Origin of the sequence: Chitinophaga sancti (assembly GCF_034424315.1) — a bacterium.
GTDB lineage: Bacteria > Bacteroidota > Bacteroidia > Chitinophagales > Chitinophagaceae > Chitinophaga > Chitinophaga sancti.
Map to the genome: position 1 here is coordinate 3,989,519 of NZ_CP139972.1, position 18,034 is coordinate 4,007,552.

The 18,034-nt window shown below is 45.6% G+C and carries 15 protein-coding genes; 9 read left to right on the forward strand and 6 right to left on the reverse strand.

What is annotated here, in order from left to right; genetic code table 11:
• The first annotated feature begins 110 nt into the window (after window positions 1-110).
• Together U0033_RS15305 and recJ are read left to right on the forward strand one after the other, a co-directional pair.
• Window positions 111-1,076 carry a polyprenyl synthetase family protein gene (locus tag U0033_RS15305; protein WP_072359164.1) on the forward strand — a complete coding sequence of 322 codons (966 nt, stop codon included), beginning with the start codon at window positions 111-113 and terminating at the stop codon, window positions 1,074-1,076.
• A gap of 258 nt (window positions 1,077-1,334) precedes the next feature.
• Window positions 1,335-3,038: a single-stranded-DNA-specific exonuclease RecJ gene (gene recJ / locus U0033_RS15310; RefSeq protein ID WP_072359166.1), complete on the forward strand. Its 1,704-nt coding sequence runs from the start codon at window positions 1,335-1,337 to the stop codon at window positions 3,036-3,038.
• Window positions 3,039-3,335: 297 nt separating this feature from the next.
• On the opposite strand, the gene htpG is transcribed toward recJ, so the two are convergent.
• Window positions 3,336-5,165, reverse strand: coding sequence for a molecular chaperone HtpG (gene htpG, locus U0033_RS15315; RefSeq protein ID WP_072359168.1), 1,830 nt, complete (start codon window positions 5,163-5,165; stop codon window positions 3,336-3,338).
• Window positions 5,166-5,390: 225 nt separating this feature from the next.
• Between htpG and U0033_RS15320 the strand changes: the two genes are divergently transcribed.
• From U0033_RS15320 to U0033_RS15345, 6 genes are all read left to right on the forward strand, one after another.
• Entirely contained in the window at window positions 5,391-8,657 is a 3,267-nt protein-coding gene (locus U0033_RS15320; RefSeq protein WP_072359170.1) for an Ig-like domain-containing protein, read from the forward strand.
• Window positions 8,658-8,784: 127 nt separating this feature from the next.
• Window positions 8,785-9,135: a 30S ribosomal protein S6 gene (rpsF, locus tag U0033_RS15325; protein WP_245801747.1), complete on the forward strand. Its 351-nt coding sequence runs from the start codon at window positions 8,785-8,787 to the stop codon at window positions 9,133-9,135.
• 4 nt (window positions 9,136-9,139) lie between these two features.
• Complete coding sequence (gene rpsR / locus U0033_RS15330; RefSeq protein ID WP_072359655.1) at window positions 9,140-9,406, forward strand: 30S ribosomal protein S18; 267 nt, start codon at window positions 9,140-9,142, stop codon at window positions 9,404-9,406.
• Between the two features lie 48 nt (window positions 9,407-9,454).
• Window positions 9,455-9,901 carry a 50S ribosomal protein L9 gene (rplI, locus tag U0033_RS15335; RefSeq protein WP_072359174.1) on the forward strand — a complete coding sequence of 149 codons (447 nt, stop codon included), beginning with the start codon at window positions 9,455-9,457 and terminating at the stop codon, window positions 9,899-9,901.
• A 108-nt stretch (window positions 9,902-10,009) separates the two neighbouring features.
• Window positions 10,010-10,744, forward strand: a complete 735-nt coding sequence (locus tag U0033_RS15340; protein ID WP_072359176.1) for a hypothetical protein — start codon at window positions 10,010-10,012, stop codon at window positions 10,742-10,744.
• A gap of 168 nt (window positions 10,745-10,912) precedes the next feature.
• Window positions 10,913-11,296, forward strand: a complete 384-nt coding sequence (locus U0033_RS15345; protein ID WP_143150665.1) for a hypothetical protein — start codon at window positions 10,913-10,915, stop codon at window positions 11,294-11,296.
• A 161-nt stretch (window positions 11,297-11,457) separates the two neighbouring features.
• Here U0033_RS15345 and U0033_RS15350 read toward each other — a convergent pair whose 3' ends face one another.
• The 5 genes from U0033_RS15350 to U0033_RS15370 form a co-directional block, all read right to left on the reverse strand.
• The gene (locus U0033_RS15350) at window positions 11,458-12,531 is read right to left on the reverse strand and encodes a dipeptidase (RefSeq protein WP_072359180.1); all 1,074 of its coding nucleotides are present in this window, start codon (window positions 12,529-12,531) and stop codon (window positions 11,458-11,460) included.
• Window positions 12,532-12,585: 54 nt separating this feature from the next.
• Complete coding sequence (locus U0033_RS15355) at window positions 12,586-13,689, reverse strand: D-TA family PLP-dependent enzyme (RefSeq protein WP_072359182.1); 1,104 nt, start codon at window positions 13,687-13,689, stop codon at window positions 12,586-12,588.
• A gap of 6 nt (window positions 13,690-13,695) precedes the next feature.
• Window positions 13,696-14,157 (reverse strand): RidA family protein, encoded by a 462-nt coding sequence (locus U0033_RS15360; protein WP_072359184.1) that lies wholly within the window; start codon window positions 14,155-14,157, stop codon window positions 13,696-13,698.
• Between the two features lie 108 nt (window positions 14,158-14,265).
• The gene (locus tag U0033_RS15365) at window positions 14,266-15,579 is read right to left on the reverse strand and encodes a gluconate:H+ symporter (protein ID WP_072359186.1); all 1,314 of its coding nucleotides are present in this window, start codon (window positions 15,577-15,579) and stop codon (window positions 14,266-14,268) included.
• Window positions 15,580-15,616: 37 nt separating this feature from the next.
• A complete protein-coding gene (locus U0033_RS15370; protein WP_072359188.1) occupies window positions 15,617-16,891 on the reverse strand; it encodes an ABC transporter permease in 1,275 nt (424 codons plus the stop codon).
• 47 nt (window positions 16,892-16,938) lie between these two features.
• On the opposite strand from U0033_RS15370, the gene U0033_RS15375 reads away from it, so the two are divergent.
• A complete protein-coding gene (locus U0033_RS15375) occupies window positions 16,939-17,940 on the forward strand; it encodes a LacI family DNA-binding transcriptional regulator (protein ID WP_072359190.1) in 1,002 nt (333 codons plus the stop codon).
• Window positions 17,941-18,034 lie beyond the last annotated feature (94 nt).

An 18,034-nucleotide genomic window follows, 5' to 3' on the forward strand; every position in this document is an offset into this window, starting at 1 on the left:
CTAAAACAAAGTAATGTTAAAGTTTTGTTACTCCCTTATATACAAATTAGGGGCCAAATTGTTAAAATTTGATATTTTAAGCATAGATTAGCAATCTTTTTCAATCAACCATGGACGAGATTAAAAACCTGATCAGTAAGGAATTAAGGGACTTCGAGAGCAAATTTTCTGATGCAGTAAAGAGCAATGTCGCGCTGTTAGACAGGATCATGCATTATATCGTTAAACGAAAAGGGAAGCAAATGCGTCCCATGTTCGTATTACTCTCGGCACGCCTGTTCAGTAATGATATACAGGAAAGCACCTACCGTGCCGCCGCCCTTGTAGAACTCCTGCACACCGCTACCCTTGTACATGATGATGTTGTGGATGATGCCAATGAGCGCCGTGGATTCTTTTCCATCAACGCTTTGTGGAAAAATAAGATCGCTGTACTCGTGGGAGACTACCTGCTATCCAAAGGACTCCTCCTCTCCTTGAATAATAATGACTTCAGAGCCCTCCAGATCCTCTCACAGGCTGTAAAGGAAATGAGCGAAGGAGAACTCCTCCAGATCGAGAAAACACGTAAACTCAATATTAAAGAAGATATCTACTTCGAGATTATACGCCGTAAAACAGCCTCCCTCCTAGCCGCTGCATGTGCCGCCGGTGCCTGGAGTACCTCTAACGACGACGAAACTACCGAAAAAATGCGCCTCTTCGGCGAAAAAGTAGGTGTCGCCTTCCAGATCAAAGATGACCTCTTCGATTATGGCAGCGAAAAAATTGGCAAACCCACCGGCATAGATATACGGGAGAAAAAAATGACCCTCCCCCTCATCTATACACTGGAACACGCAACGCCGGAGGTGAGAAGAAGAATTATCAACATCGTAAAAAATCATAATACCGATAAAACCCGCGTTGAAGAAGTCATTACATTGGTGAAAACTTCCGGCGGCATCGAGTATACACAGAAAAAGATGTTCGAATACCGCGACGAAGCCATGGCCATCCTCCATAGCTTCCCCGATAGCAATATCAGGCAGGGACTCGAATCAATGGTCAGGTATACCACCGACCGTAACTTCTAAATAATATATAAGGGCGTGTTGCAGTTTGAATTATTTTTTACGGACCTACAATGCTAAAATAGGAATCAAACCACAACACGATCATATATAGAGATTGTATTGAAAATAAACGTGCTATCAAGATACAATCTCGAAATAATAATAGGGACAATATAATTGCTTGGTGGTCAGTTCTTAATGAGAACAGGCCACACTTTTTGAAATTTATACCCTATCTTCCGTTCAAACTAGTATCGCTCATCCTTCTTTAGATTATAGATGCAAAAACGCTGGACAGTCAGATCGTATCAACCAAAACAGGAAGCTTTGCTGCAGGCCTCCCTGCGCATTCATCCCCTGTTATGCAGGTTGCTGGTGCAGCGGGGCATGCATACCTATGATGAATCAAGGTTGTTTTTCCGCCCTACACTGGCAGATCTCCATGACCCATGGATCATGAAGGATATGGATAAAGCCGTATCCAGAATTGAACAGGCCTTTTTCAGGCACGAAAAAATTCTCGTGTTCGGCGACTACGACGTAGATGGTACGACCGCCGTAGCAACTGTCTTCGATTTTCTACACTCCTTATATAATAACATAGAATTTTACATTCCTCACCGCTACCGCGAAGGCTACGGCATCTCTACCCAGGGCATTGAATACGCCAGGGATAATGACTTTAGCCTCGTCATTGCGCTGGACTGCGGCATCAAGGCCATCGATCAGATTACCTGGGCCGCCGAACACGGAATAGACTTTATTATATGTGATCACCACCTGCCAGATGCTATTTTGCCCCCGGCTGTGGCTATCCTCAATCCAAAACAATACGACTGCCCTTATCCTTATAAAGAACTAAGCGGCTGTGGTATCGGTTATAAACTCATCACTGCCTTCGCCCAAAAAGCAGGCCTGCCGGAATCCGCTGCCCACCGGTACCTGGACCTCGTAGCTACCAGCATCGCGGCCGACATCGTACCCATGACAGGCGAAAACCGTGTACTGGCCTTCCATGGACTGAAAAAAGTCAATGAATCCCCCCTACCCGGTATCCAGGCATTGATCCAGCTTAGTGGTCTAAAAGAACAACTCACCATCTCCAACCTGGTATTCGTGATCGCTCCCCGCGTAAACGCCGCCGGCAGAATGGATGATGCCCGCAAAGCCGTGAACCTGTTCATTGAAAATGATATGGAAAAAGCCATGGAAATTGCGAAGGTGTTGCATGCTGACAACTTTGACCGTAAGGAAATAGATGGCAATATCACCAAAGAAGCCGTTGAACTCATTCAAAACGATACCTCACTTCATCATAAAAAGTCTACCGTACTCTATAAGCCAGACTGGCACAAAGGAGTAGTAGGTATTGTGGCCTCCCGCCTCATCGATAAATATTATTACAGACCCACCATTATCCTTACCCTCAGTAATGATAAGGTAGCAGGCTCCGCCCGCTCTGTGATTGGGTTCAACGTATACGAAGCCATTCACCAGTGTAAAGACCTGCTGGAAAACTATGGCGGCCACTTCTATGCCGCCGGTATGACCCTCAAACCAGAGAACGTACCCGCTTTCCAGGAAAAATTTGAAGAAGTCGTTGCCACCACCATCGATCCTGAACTGCTGATTCCGGAAATCACTATCGATACCGAAATCTCCCTGAAAGATATCACACCTGCTTTCTTTAACATCCTCAGGCAATTCGAACCCCTGGGTCCGGACAACCAACGCCCTGTCTTCCTCGTACGAAACGTGGTAGACAGCGGTTATTCCCGCCTCATAAAGGATGAGCACATTAAATTCTCAGTAAAACAGGGTAAAAATGCAATTGCCGTGACAGGTATAGGCTTCTATATGTCCGGGAAATTTCCCATTGTAAGCAGCCGTCAGCCTTTTGATATGGTCTTTACCATTGATGAGAATGAATGGAATGGCAAGATGAACCTGCAGATGAAAGTAATAGATATTCGCTCCCACTGACTTTTCGCTACTCAACCCGGGTAATGATTACCACAAAGTGCAGGGGATCAAAACATTTGCTTTGATCCCCTGCGGACGGAGATTTGATAAGATCTCCTATGATAGGGCTTTCTGTTTTTCCTTTACTGTAAAGGTAAGTATGGGGAAATGACGCCATAGTGCATTGCCTTATTCCATAATTCCTATTCTTTTTATATATCTTCTTTCCAATAAAAATCCCGTTCCACGCAAAGGCGGAACGGGATAAGGTTTTAGGCGATCCCTCCAAAACGGTATCGCCCAATGATTTAGTATATCTTAATTGCTTTTTTCGCCCATCAGTTCAACACTCCTGGTTACGAAAGCTGTCAGATCTGCACCTGTCAACAGGTTCTGTGACAATAAAGCCAGATCTGCCAGGTTGCGGATCTGCTTTTCCTGCAGCTGATCATTGCCTTCTTTCAGGATCTGCTGATAGATCGGGTGATTCGCATTTACAGTCATGTTAATTTCGTCCGGCATATTTGCATACCAGCTCATTCCACTGCCACCTACTGCTGCCATATCTTTCATACGACGCATGAATTCAGGACGCGTTACGATCACCGGTTGTGATGCTGCACTCAGACCTTTCAGTTCTACTTTTACATGCTGCTGTGGAATCTTTTCAAACAGCGCTTTCAGGCGGGTTTCCTGATCCTCTGTCAGTACATGTGTAGTATTTTCATCTTTGTCAATCAGGTTGTCAGCAATGTCCGCATCCACACGGGTGAACTGCACTTTTTCCCAATGCGTTTCCATTTGATTCAGGAACGCAGCATCTACCAGGCTATCCAGTTTCACAACCTTATATCCTTTTGCTTTCGCAGCAGTGATATAGCTATCCTGCTGTACAGGATTGGTTGCATAGAGGATCACCTGTTTTTCTTCCTTGTTGGTTTGAATCGCAGCAGTTTCCTGTTTGTATTCATCCAGCGTATAGAATTTGCTGGCATCTACATCTTCGAGGATGAGGAACTTGTTACCTTTTTCACGGAATTTATCGTCCGTCATCATACCGTATTTAGCAAATAGACCGATAGATTCCCATTTCTCCTCGAATCCTTTACGGTCGTTTCTGAACATTTCATCCAGCTTATCTGCTACTTTCTTGGTGATGTAAGAGCTGATCTTTTTTACATTCGGATCACCCTGCAGGTAGCTACGGCTCACGTTCAGCGGAATATCCGGGCTATCGATCACACCGTGCAGCAGCATCAGGAATTCAGGTACAATATCCTTTACTTCATCCGTTACAAATACCTGGTTGGAATAAAGGCTGATCTTATCTTTCTGGATTTCGTAGCTCTTGTTGATCTTAGGGAAGTAGAGAATACCAGTCAGGTTGAATGGATAATCTACATTCAGGTGGATCCAGAACAGTGGCGGCTCAGAGAATGGATACAGTTCTTTATAGAAGTTCTGATAATCTTCTGTAGTCAGCTCACTTGGTTTCTTTGTCCAGGCAGGATGTGTATTGTTGATCTGGTTATCTTCATATTTAACCGGAACAGGCAGGAACTTACAGAATTTCTCGAGAATGGTTTTGATACGGTGCTCATCCAGGAATTCTTCGCTTTCCTCGTTGATGTGCATGATGATATCAGTACCTCTGCCAGCTTCACGGGTGGTTTCTTCCAGCGTGTATTCAGGACTGCCATCGCACTCCCAACGTACTGCCGGTGCATCTTTGTGAGATTGCGTAATGATCTCTACAACATTGCTCACCATGAAGGAGGAATAGAAACCCAGACCAAAGTGACCAATGATGTTGGTTCCTTCGTTCTGACCTTTATATTTATCCAGGAACTCTTCCGCACCGGAAAATGCTACCTGGTTGATGTATTTATCTACTTCTTCAGCTGTCATACCGATCCCATTGTCGGAGATGGTCAGCGTCTTTTTCCCTTTGTCCAGTTTCACAGTGATGGCCAGTTCACCCAGCTCACCCTTGAATTCACCTACACTAGCCAGCGTTTTCAGTTTTTGTGTTGCATCAACCGCGTTACTTACGAGTTCGCGGATAAAGATCTCATGATCTGAATAGAGGAATTTTTTAATAATGGGGAAGATGTTCTCTGTCTGAACACGTATTGCTCCTTTCTGCATGGGTATCTGTGTTTTTGGGGTATGGTTTCAAAGGGTGTGCCATTGGAGGTATGGCTGCCAAACTGGCGGAGGGCCGCTGGCCCCTCCGCCAGTTAACAATTATATCACGTATAGTATAACACAAATGTAGTAGATTTAAGGTGTAGTATATCACGACCCTGGAGCGCATATCATTAACACATTTATCATATTTACCCACCCCTGATAAAACCATCTAATCATTACATGAAAAAAACTCTACTCCTATTATTTACTGTCTTTGGTGTACTGCGCTCCTTTGCGCAAACCCAACCCACACCCCAGGCACTACCGTATCAGCAAAACTTTGATGCACTGGCAACCACATCCACCACTTATCCTGCTGGATGGCAGGGCTGGACCCTTTCCGGCTCCCCTTCCTCCAGCTTCAACACCGCCACGCCTGCTTCAGACAAAGCACTGATCACCGGCACCGCCTCCAGCACTACTAACGGTGTATATAATTATAATGGTAAACTGGGTTTCCTCAATAGCGGCAGCGTGGACAACTGCCTCACCCTCGCCCTCAATACCAGCGGGCAGGTGAACATCTCATTGACATACGACGTAATGACACTTCGCAATCCTTACGACGGCAGCAGCAATACCCGTATCAACGAAGTCATTTTACAATACAGAATCGGTAGCACTGGCAACTTTACCAACATCACCGGTACTGAATACCAAAATGGTACTACCCTCCAGACCACTTCAGGAGTTACTACTCCCCAGGATCCATCTACCAAAACGCTGGTACTCCCGGCAGCCTGCGAAAACCAGCCACTGGTACAGCTTCGCTGGGTTAACCGCCAGGTTGGTGGCGGTGGTTCCCGCCCCTCTTTTGCCATTGACAATATTATTGCAGGCAGTGGTGGTGCAGATACCACCCCTCCTGTTATCGATTCACTGACACCATTGAATCACGAAACAAATGTGCCTCCTACCACTACCCCCAGCATTCTTTTCTCTGAAAATATTATTGCCGGCAGTGGGCACCTCATTCTGCACAATGCAACAAACGGCACCCAGCAATCCTTTGATATCAGCAGCACTGCTATCGTGATCAGGAATCAGCTGCTGAGTGTTATCACCTCTCTTGCAGGGAATAAATCTTACTACATCACCATCGATAGCGGCGCCGTTACAGATAATAGTGGCAACGTTTTCACAGGTATTCCGGATAGCACCATCTGGGCCTTCAGCACCGGTGCACAACAACTCAATTTTGATTTCAATAATTGTACTTCCGGCACTGGTGTAGTAGGTGGTTTTACAGCCTATAGTGTAAGCGGAGCACAGGTTTGGGATTGCACTACTTTCGGTCAGAACCTGAATGGTGCACAGATCAACGGTTATAGCGGAGGTCCTCTTGAAAATGAAGATTGGCTCATCTCTCCTGCTTTTGATTTCACAGGTTTTGATTATCCACTCCTCTCCTTTGCCAGCCGTACTGCCTTTGTAGGGCCTTCTTTACAATTGCTGATTTCTACCAATTACGATGGTAGCAGCAATCCCAATACTGCCACCTGGACTCCGGTAAATGGAAGATTTCCTGCAATGTCGTCAGATGCCTGGAAAACATCTGACAGTATTAACCTGGCAGGTTTTAAACAATCCAATGTGTATATCGCCTTCAAATATGTTTCTTCTCCAACGTTGAATGCTGCCCGCTGGACCCTGGATGATGTACACATTTACAACAGCCCACAGGCACCTTTACCATCTGTAGATAAATCTACTGGTAGCCTGGATTTCGACTATGTACAATCAGGTCAGAAATCAGCTGCACAATACTTTACTTTCAATGCCAGCGATTTCACGGGTGCGCTCACACTTGCTACCAGTGCAGGTTTCCAGCTGTCAAAAGATAGTGCAGGTACTTATACCACATCTCTGAACTATCTGCCTGACTCACTCACCGGTACAGTGAAAGTATGGGTAAGATTTGCGCCTACAGCCGCTGATCAGGCATATACCGGCACACTTACATTTAGTAGTGCAAGTCTGACAACTACACCTATCGCGCTTTCCGGTACCTCCTTACGTTCGCTGAAAGTAGTGAACTGGAACATGGAATGGTTTGGCAGCACTGCGCAAAATCCGGCGAATGATAGTCTGCAACAGGCAAATGCCACAGTGGTACTGAAAAAACTGGATGCTGATATCTATGCACTCGCTGAAGTTGTAGACACTGCCCGCTTCAGAGCTGTAGTCAACCAGATGCCGGGCTATAGCTACGTTATTTCTGACTTTGGTTCTTATGCTGATAGCATTACCGATACAGATTATACTGCTGCACAAAAGCTCACATTCCTCTACAAAACGAGTGTGATCCGTTCTATTCGTTCTTATGGTGTACTGAGAAAAGGTGGCAGCTCAGATGCTTACTACAACTGGTCTTCCGGCCGATTCCCCTTCCTGCTGCAGGCAACTGCCAACCTGAATGGAGATAGTGCGCAGATCAATTTTGTGCTCATTCACAGCAAGGCAAATACAGGTACTTCTGCTGATAAAATACAATCCTGGCAGCGGCGTAAAAATGGGAACCTGGAACTGAAAGATTCCCTGGATGCACAGTATCCTCATAGTAATTTCATCATCCTCGGTGACTTTAACGATGCCCTGAATAAAACCATTACTACGGAACTGGCACCAGATACCACTACGTCTTATATTGATTTCATGAATGATACCCTCCACTATAAACCACTCACTTTACCACTGAGCCTGGCAGGGGATCAGTCTACCACTGGTTATCCTACCGTTATAGATAATGTGATTGCTTCTGACGAAATGGCGATTGCTTACCTGCCGGGGTCAGCTAAGATCCACAAGGAAGTAGCACAGCTCATCAGTAGTTACAGCAGCACGACCAGCGACCACTATCCTGTGCAGACCAATTACAGCCTGCGCATCCTGGGCAATCCTGTGACTGCTGACAACTTCAGGGCGGTTGTAGATTCCGGTAATGTAAAAGTGACCTGGTCTACAGATTACGAGATCAACACCGACTATTTTATCGTACAAAAAACCCAGAACCTGCGGACCTACGTTGCTGTAGATACCCTTGCAGCACAGGGAAATAAGGATATCGCTACCACCTACCATTCTTACGATTACAAGCCATGGCTGGGGTTCTCCTGGTATCGGCTGAAGATCGTGAGCAATGATGGCAGTGTTCGCTATAGTGCAGATGCGAGAGTGTATGTATCTTTGATAGACCTGATCAAAAAGCTCATCTGGTGTATCATCGGCCATAATCTCCAATTGTGGGTGGATATGGAAAAACCGGGTCCTGCACAGTTTGAGTTGATAGATATGCAGGGGCGCAGCCGGTATAAGACACAGCAGGTGATGAATAAAGGTCGGAATACCAAGACGATTGATGTGAACGGTTTACCGGGTGGTATCTATATATTAAGGATCCAGAGCCTGGATGGAGTTAGCACTAGTAAAGTATTGATTACCAATTAAAAATAAAATTAAGAATATTTAAAAACCACTTCCGCCCAGGGCAGAAGTGGTTTTTTGCATTTATTGAATAGAAAGCACTATCTTTGCGATCCAATTTTTTTCTAATCAAATTTAAAACAGGGAAATTATGAATTACGAATTGATGGTGATTTTTACCCCTGTGCTGTCTGAGGAAGACTACAAAGCTGCTCAGAAAAAATTCGCTGACGTTATCAAAGAAAACGGCGGTGAATTAACGCACGAAAATCCCTGGGGATTAAAATCACTGGCGTATCCAATCCAGAAGAAAACCACGGGCATGTACCTGGTTCTGGAATACAATGCGCCATCCGACCTCAATGAGAAGCTGAAAGTTCAGCTGAACCGCGATGAAAATGTGCTCCGTCACATGATTACTGCACTGGACAAATACGCTGTACAGTACAACAATCGCAAGAGACATGGCGTAAATGCTGATTCTAAAACCGCTGAAGCTTAAAATTATGGCAGTAAAACAAGAAATTAAGTACTTAACGGCCGTAAAAACCGAGAAACGTGCAAAGAAATATTGTCGTTTCAAGAAAATGGGCATCCGGTATGTGGATTACAAAGACGCTGAATTCCTGAAGAAATTCCTGAACGACCAGGGTAAAATGCTCCCACGTCGTATCTCTGGTAACTCCCTGAAGTTCCAGCGCAAGGTAGCTCAGGCAATTAAAAAGGCTCGTCAGATGGCGTTGTTACCTTACGTTACTGACCTTTTAAAGTAAACCGACAAATTACTTATCTCAAGTAAAAGGTCCTTAAAACTAATTAACATGCAAGTAATCTTAATACAAGACGTAGATAATCTGGGTCAGAAGAATGAAGTGGCTGCCGTAAAAAACGGTTACGCAAGAAACTTCCTGATCCCGCAAAAATTTGCGGTAGAAGCATCTCCTTCTAACATGAAGCAACTGCAGGAACGCCTGAAAGTGCAGAAAGCAAAAGAAGAAAAAATGCTCGCCGAAATCGCTAAGGTGGTTGAAGTGCTGAAGGCTGGCCCAGTGAAAATTGGTGCTAAAACCGGTACTTCCGGTAAGATCTTCGGTAGCGTTACCGGTGTTCAGATCGCTCGTGCGATTAAAGAACAGAAAGGTTACGAAATCGACCGTCGCCGCATCCACATCCTGGATGATGTAAAAGAATTAGGTACATACAAAGCGAAACTGGATTTCGGTAAAGGCAACGAAGCTGAACTGGAATTCGAAGTGGTAGCTGAGTAAGTCTTACATACTTCATATAAAAAGATCCCGGGCCTCAAAGCCCGGGATTTTTTTTACCTGTACCACCTCTATCTATGGCACAATTTTCGTTTATATTTGTTTCATCATATGAAACAGTACCTATCTTTATTAGCCGCCGCAGTGATATATACTGCCTGCCACCCAAGTGCTGCCTCAAACAGTACGCCCATTGCTGATACTGCCACTGCAGTTAAAGCCGCCACTAATGAACGACCAATCGATTCATTCCGCATTGCCAACAAAAAATTCCTGGTCTACAGCCTGGCGAAATCGTCATTCAGTCCAGCGTCCGAATTAGATTATGATAGCGTCGAAGGACCCCAGCTGACCAGACAAGCATCCAAAGTGCAACGGAAAGGCGATTCCCTCGTTTTCGCCCTGAAAAACGGTAAAGCATCCGTACTTAAAAACGCCAAGAATCCCGCTATTGACGAGGACTACGCCGTATACTACTATGCAGGTTACAGAGAAGACCTGCAGCAACACCTCGCCTTTGGCAGCTATTACGAATCCAGCGATTTCCTGCTCGTACATCCTGCTACCGGCAAGCAAACGCATATGTGGGGTATTCCCCATCTCTCACCTGATAAGCAATTCGTACTCTGTCCTTCTTTCGACCTGGAAGCAGGATTTAATAATAACGGGTTTGAACTCTACAGCTATGAGAATGGAAATGTGAAACTGCTGGGAGAAACAGACCTGCAACACTGGGGGCCCGGCCAGATTAAATGGGTAGACGCCCATACTCTGGAAGCCGAGTACCAAACAATGGATACCGCAATGACAATCCACACGAAACCCGTGAAGATCGTAATGTTATAGTTCATGAAAGAGGGAATTCACTTACCCACGTTTTCAGGGGCTTACTAAAAAGTAAAATGAAGGCGCTGAGAATACAGTAAAATAACACTGGATAATACCCTCTTCAAACTTAGAAACATCATATATAAACTTATAATTGCTGTAACTTCCAGTTAAAAAACCGGCTATATGAAATATACCGTCTTACTCTCCTTTCTATGTTGCATTCTGGGCATATCAGTACCATCCATTTCTTCTGCGCAGGCACCTATGGCCAATGTAGAAGGACATACTAATGCCATCGTGGGTAAACTGACTAAAGCACTATCCCTGAAAGAAGATCAGCAGGTAAAACTGAAAGGTTTCATATCCGAATTCATTACACAACGGAATACTGTCGTTGCTGAAACGGCTGCTAACCCAAAAGCCTATGATGCGAAGATCAAAAGCATGCATACCGGCTTCTACAAAAAGATCAAAAATGCCCTAACGGCAGAACAATATGAAAGTTTTCTACAGCAAAAGCCTGGAGAAAATGATGCTACTAATGTATTGTCTCAATTATATTACTAGCACTCAATTCATAAATAGGTATTTGTAATTGATAATTAACATTTAAACGGTAATTCTAATAACACAAAGCCCTGCAGGATGTTCCTGCAGGGCTTTGTGTTATTATGTTAATAATACTGGCTTGGCTTTTTTGAATTTTAATTCCTGAAAAATAGCCGTCATTATTTACGCCATGCCTTCCGCAGGAACCGCAACCAATTGCCATGCATAATATTCTCCACATCCTCATCTGAATACCCTCTCTTCTTAAACAAAGCAGGCAGTTTCTGCACATCAGCAATCGTCTCCAGGTCATAAGGACTTTGCTCTTTACCAAAGGCTCCATCCAGGTCAGAACCAATCCCTACATGCAATGCATTGCCCGCCAGCTGGCAGATATAATCCATATGATCTACCAGTTTCTCCAGGTTACAATCCATACCTTTAGGATCAGATACTCCTCTCACCCATCCAGGTACCATCATCCATGCATCCATCGCACCACCAATCACAGCGCCTCTTTTCACCAGTTCAAGTATCATCCCGTCAGAGAACTGACGGTTATGATTCACCAGTTTACGAACATTGTTATGGCTCGCCCATACATGCCCGTTAAAGTGCTCCATGGCTTCCCAGAAACTATCGTCACAAAGATGTGTCGCATCAAGAATGATGTTCAGACGCTCCATTTCTTTCAGCAACGCTCTGCCTTTTTCACCCATATAACCAGTGGCATCTGTTCCCTGTGCATATCTGCCAGGGCCGTAGTGAGCAGGGCCTACTGCACGCAAGCCGTTGTTATAGGCTGTCTCCAGGTAAGAAATATCTACGATGGAATCGGCTCCTTCCAGGCTTAAGATATAACCAATAGCTTTGTTTTCGGTAGGCTGTCCATCATTCCAGTAAGCTAAATGCTTTTCCAGCGATGCCAGGTCCGTGATAGATGTCAGTTCACCTGCTGCCTCCATCGCCTTGTACCAAGCCAGCTGCCCCTGTGTCTGTGCCCATGCCTGTTCCGGTGAAAACCAGCCAGGCAAGGGGTTGTCAGGTGCCACAAAACGGGCAATCTGTGTACCTACTACCAATCCTATATTTCCTTTGCGCAGTTCAGGAAAGGATACTACACCTTTTGCGCGGTCTGGTTTATCTGTGAGCCCTTCCTCTCTCTTCCTGATGTCGTTGACAGGCAGGCGGAGATTGCGGTTCCACTCCATCGCGTTCATGCTGAGATCCAGATGCGCGTCTATTGCAAACATGTTTATAATCGTTTAAGAAGGTGATTCAACTGAATCATCTCCCTCGTTTTAGGTTCAGATCATGATCTTCCTGTCTCGTGCAACTACTTTCCATTGCGCAATACAGGTATTATTTTCTACAACGCCTACACGTTCATACAATGCTACGGTAGGGCATATATGATATGGTACGCCATAGAACACAGTGCCTACGGGATACTGCATGGTATCAGCCACTTTCACTACCAGGTGTTCTTCGCTCTGTGATACCGGCGATGCTTCAGGTGCATTCAGAAACACCACTCTTGGTTGTGGATTCTCTGCCGCTACTGACTTATGGCCCAGGTCAAGACACAGGCGCTCTCCGTCAATCACAGAGATCACCCTCGTTACCAATACTGCGGCATAGTCATATTGCTGATCCGGTAAGTGCTGCTGATAACCCCAATCCCAGAAGATAAAGGTGCCCGGGCTACACTCCACTCCTTCCCTTCCGGCATGAATGGGAAAGGTAGGAGAACCGCCCGCCACAATTCGCGGAGCAGGTAAACCACTGTCCGTAATAGCTTGTGCAAGGGCTTGTACAGGCACATAGGCGGCATCACATTTCTCTTTGCGAACAGCAACATCCACATCATGCAGGTGACCATCATAAGCGTGTAAGCCTACAGGTGATACACCCGGCAGGTGCGCCAGTTCCTGGTATAATGCCAGTGCTGCTGCACCGGGAACAATACCGGTTCTGTTCATACCTACATTCAGATCAAGATACACTGGCAGCACTTTTTGTGCGGCTACAAATTGTGCAGCGATCGCAACTGCCGAAGCAGCATTATCCACCAGGCAACTATATTTCGTATCAGGATATTGCTCTGTGAGTTCCAGCAATCTTTCGACCTTTGGGCCTACAGGCTGATAAGCGAGCAACACATCTTTTGCACCAGCCAGTCCAAGCATTTCTGCTTCGGCAATCGTGGCACATTTGAATTTATGAATGCCTTCTTCGATCATCAGCACTGCTGCTTCGGTGATCTTGCTGGTCTTCACATGTGGGCGTAATCGCTGCACATCCTTCACAGAAGCTTTCACTGCAAGGATGTTGTCTCGCATACGCTCCGGGTACACCAGCAATGCAGGTGAATCTACCGTGTTAATGTTGTGCAGTTCGTACCAGTTCATAGCTGATTATACTAATTCAAATAATGCTTCGATTTCTACGGGAATATTGTCAGGCAGGGACCCCATACCTACTGCGCTACGCACACCAATTCCATTTTCTTCGCCCCAGATCTTTGCAAACAATTCACTCGCACCATTGATCACATATGGATGACGGCCAAAATCAGGGGTACAGTTCACCATACCTAATACCTTGATCACCCGCTTTACTTTGTCCAGGCTACCCAGGTTGGTAACGATGGTAGAAAGCATGGTCAGGGCGACTTGCCTGGCAGCCAGCTTACCCTTCTCAATATCCATATCACCACCAATACGGCCAATGATCAGGCTCCTATCATCCTGCACAGGGCCGTGGCCGGAGAGGTACAGGTATTTGCCATCGATCAGGTAAGGCTTGTATACACCTAATGGAGACGGTGCCGGAGGTAATGTTAACCCTAATGCCTGGAAGTTTTCTGTTGCTGTCATTTCGCTGAAGTATTTCTATAATTATTAATTCGGTTTCCTATTATAGCCTCAATTTCCTTTTTTTATCCCTTGTGAGCTAAATTTTCTCAAATCTAAAGCCTGCCTATGCTAATGTACAAATACACTCAGTATCAAACATCCCGCTAAGCCCACCACACTCACAATCGTCTCCATCACAGACCAGGTCTTAAAGGTATCCTTTACTGAAAGATTAAAGTACTCTTTAAACAACCAAAATCCGCCATCGTTCACATGGCTGAACATAAGGCTGCCCGCCCCTGTTGCCAACACCATCAAACAAGGGTTTACACCCAGTGTACCTACCAATGGCCCCAGCATAGCTGCTGTAGTCAATCCTGCAATCGTAGCAGACCCTACTGCCACCCTTACCAATGCTGCCAGGCACCAGGCCAGCAACAAAGGGTTCATATGCGTGCTCATCATGCCCTGCGCTATAATATCGCTCACCTTGCTATCCATCAGCATTTGCGTTAATGCCCCGGAACCACCGATGATGAGGATGATAGGAGACACATCTTTGATGGATTCATCCAGCGATTTCATCACTGCTTTCATTTTCAATCCTCTCTTCAACCCCAGCAAATAAATGCCATTCAATACCGCCAGCAACATTACAATGATCGGGTCTCCCAGCCAGTCAGCAATCTTTAATACAGGCCCCTGATCAACTGTTAGTTTCACGATAGTAGTGCCTGCCAGCAAGATCACCGGCAGCAATGCTGCAAACAAACTCTCCAGCATCCCCGGCAATTGCTCCTCAGGAATTGGTTCGATATGAAACAAAGCAGCAGGCTCCTGCTGATAGCCTTTTAAAAAACGGCTGAATACAGGTCCTGCACAAATAATAGCAGGAATCGCTACTATCATTCCATACATCAGGGTCATGCCCATATTAGCGCCAAAAGCCCCTACCAATGCGGTCGGCGATGGATGCGGCGGCAGGTAACCATGTGTTACTGACAGCGATGCCAGCATGGGTATACCTAAATATACCGCAGGCAGTTTGGTCCGCGCCGCCACTGTAAAAATCAGTGGCACCATGAGCACAAAACCAATATTATAAAACAGGGGAATACCAACTATAAAACCCGTCAGCATCAAAGACCACTGGATATACTTGCGGCCAAAGAGGTGCATCAATCCATTTGCGATTCGCTGCGCAGCACCACTCTCCGCTACCAGTTTACCCAGCATACTGCCAAATACAATGATGGTGACCAGCCCCCCCAGGGTCTTGCCAATGCCGGTTGTAATAGATTGTGTAATTGTGCTGATGTCCATCTTCAGGGCTAAACCCATGAACAGACACACCACCAGGAAAGCTATGAATGTGTTGAGCCTGAATCCCGCTACCAGCAATACCAATAGCAGGATTGATAATAATACAATGAATAAAGCCATTGAAATTCTTTAGATGTTGGCGACTAAAATTTTCTGCCTACTCATATCTGAGTGCAATAATAGGGTCGAGTTTAGAGGCCTTGATAGCAGGGAATATTCCCGCCATCAAACCTACGCCGGCACACAGGCTGATCCCCGCAAAGATCCAGAACCAGGGGATCACAAAACTTGTATGCATGAGCAGTGATACCACGTTTCCCACCAGCATTCCTAACAGTACCCCAAGGGCACCCCCCAGTACGCTGATGATAATTGACTCGTATACAAACTGCCTGCGAATCACTGTTCTCGTAGCGCCCAGTGCTTTGTTCACACCAATTTCGCGCGTACGCTCAGCTACAGATACCAGCATAATATTCGTCAATCCTATTGCGGAACCAAACAGGGTAATGATCCCTATAAGCGCAGCCGCAGCTACCACGTAAGACAGGTTGCTAAACAACATTTCACCTATACTATCACTCTTGCTGATATAAAAATTCTCCTCTTCATTCACATGTAGGTGCCTGATAATGCGGAATAAGCCTGTAGCCTCTCCTACCGCGGCATCCATATGATTGATATCTTTCACGGACACGCCTATATTATAGGTCATGCTATTACCTCCGTAAACTCTTCTCGTGTTCGTTACTGTTGTGATGACAACCTTGTCAGCACTCATAAATCCACTGTTCCCTTTTGCCTCCAGCAAGCCAATTACCCTATAGCGCACATTGCCCACGCGGATATTGCTGTTAATGACGTTTTTCATCGCATCGCCATACAACTTCTTCGCTACGTCTGTTCCTAAAATAGCGACATTCCGCCCCGTTTCCATATCTAATTGATTAAAGTTCCTGCCCTCTTTCAATTTATAGTTGGAAAACTCCAGGTAGTTTTCATCACCACCCAATACCTGTATGTTTGGATTCGTTTTGTTATCGCCTTTGTAAACAGTTGCTCCGCCACTGGCTGTCACGGATACACTCACTGTGGCAGGAAAAGAAAAACGTCTGCTAAAATCCCTGGCTTCCACCCATGTAATGGGGATATTGGCATTCGATGTTTTCACCTTCTTCTTTTGCTTATCACTCTTTTTTGCATCTGGCCCATCTCCCATGAATATGCGTAAAGCCCTGTTCTGAATAGAGAAGCTGTTTGCCCCCATACTGGCAAAACTGGAATAGATACTGTTTTTCATACTTTCAGTGGCAGTCAGGATACCTACCAGGGCCATAATCCCAAATGCGATGATGGAAATAGTAAGCCCTGCGCGTAATCTGTTCGCGCTGACGGAACTGTAAGCGAGGGAAAATATGTCACGGAATTGCATGATTTAAAGATAACAAAAAACATTTTTCCGCTATTTTTATTATATAAATGGCGAACCCTCCTACTATAAAAGAAATCGCAGAAAAACTGAAGCTGGCAAAATCGACGGTTTCCCGTGCACTGCATGACCACCCCAGTATCGGGTTGCGTACCCGGATGAAGGTTCAGGAACTGGCCCGTGCCCTCAATTACGAACCGAACCAGACTGCCATTCACTTTCAGCAGAAAAAGACGTTTACGATCGGGATCGTATTACCAGAATTGTCAGAAGCTTTCTTCTCTGCAGCGATCAGCGGGATCGAAGATGCAGCAAATCAGCATAACTACATGGTGCTCCTGGGGCAGTCACACGATGACGCTACCCGGGAGAAAAAGATTGTGGAAATAATGAAGAATCACCGGGTGGATGGGCTGATAGTTTCGCTGGCCAAAAATACCGGGGATTATGCACATTTTGAAGCACTGGAAAAATTCAATATCCCGGTGGTGTTCTTTGATCGGATCCCTGATAAAAAAGACATTCATTATGTAGCCTGTAATATGGAATCAGGTACCCTGCAGGCAGTGTCGCTATTATTAGAAAAAGGGCACCGGGTAATTGGAATGATCAATGGGCCGGAACAACTGGTAGCTACACCACAGCGGGAGGCCGGTTTTAAACAGGCCTTGCAAAAGAAGCGACTGAAATTCGATGCAAGCCTGATTGTGAATTCAGACCTTACTAAAGATGGAACCCGGGCTGCTATGCAACAATTGCTGAACAATAAAAGGAAGGTAACAGCTGTCGTTGCTTTTAATGACTATGTGGCGCAGGATGCGGTGCAGTATGCATTGGAGCAGGGGATCGCAATTAATAAAGAGCTCACTTTTGTGAGCTATGCAAACCTGCCCTGGAGCAGTTACATGGCGTTTCCGCCGATTGCTTCTGTGGAGCAGTATCCTTATGAACAGGGATTCAGGGCAACGGAAATACTGATTGGATTATTGGGAAATAAAAATTCAGCAGATTATCAACATATCATTATCGATTCACGGCTTGTCACCCGGTAACCCGGCATGTCCAGCCGGCAGCTCGCCCCCTGCAAACACGCAAAATTTCACGCAACCGTTTGCGCAATCTTTCTATCAATCTTTCCCTTAAGTT

Coding starts and splice junctions, on each gene's coding strand:
- U0033_RS15305 (WP_072359164.1), top strand. CDS start 111: ATGGACGAGATTAAAAACCTGATCAGTAAGGAATTAAGGGACTTCGAG.
- recJ (WP_072359166.1), top strand. CDS start 1,335: ATGCAAAAACGCTGGACAGTCAGATCGTATCAACCAAAACAGGAAGCT.
- htpG (WP_072359168.1), bottom strand. CDS start 5,165: ATGCAGAAAGGAGCAATACGTGTTCAGACAGAGAACATCTTCCCCATT.
- U0033_RS15320 (WP_072359170.1), top strand. CDS start 5,391: ATGAAAAAAACTCTACTCCTATTATTTACTGTCTTTGGTGTACTGCGC.
- rpsF (WP_245801747.1), top strand. CDS start 8,785: ATGAATTACGAATTGATGGTGATTTTTACCCCTGTGCTGTCTGAGGAA.
- rpsR (WP_072359655.1), top strand. CDS start 9,140: ATGGCAGTAAAACAAGAAATTAAGTACTTAACGGCCGTAAAAACCGAG.
- rplI (WP_072359174.1), top strand. CDS start 9,455: ATGCAAGTAATCTTAATACAAGACGTAGATAATCTGGGTCAGAAGAAT.
- U0033_RS15340 (WP_072359176.1), top strand. CDS start 10,010: ATGAAACAGTACCTATCTTTATTAGCCGCCGCAGTGATATATACTGCC.
- U0033_RS15345 (WP_143150665.1), top strand. CDS start 10,913: ATGAAATATACCGTCTTACTCTCCTTTCTATGTTGCATTCTGGGCATA.
- U0033_RS15350 (WP_072359180.1), bottom strand. CDS start 12,531: ATGTTTGCAATAGACGCGCATCTGGATCTCAGCATGAACGCGATGGAG.
- U0033_RS15355 (WP_072359182.1), bottom strand. CDS start 13,689: ATGAACTGGTACGAACTGCACAACATTAACACGGTAGATTCACCTGCA.
- U0033_RS15360 (WP_072359184.1), bottom strand. CDS start 14,157: ATGACAGCAACAGAAAACTTCCAGGCATTAGGGTTAACATTACCTCCG.
- U0033_RS15365 (WP_072359186.1), bottom strand. CDS start 15,579: ATGGCTTTATTCATTGTATTATTATCAATCCTGCTATTGGTATTGCTG.
- U0033_RS15370 (WP_072359188.1), bottom strand. CDS start 16,891: ATGCAATTCCGTGACATATTTTCCCTCGCTTACAGTTCCGTCAGCGCG.
- U0033_RS15375 (WP_072359190.1), top strand. CDS start 16,939: ATGGCGAACCCTCCTACTATAAAAGAAATCGCAGAAAAACTGAAGCTG.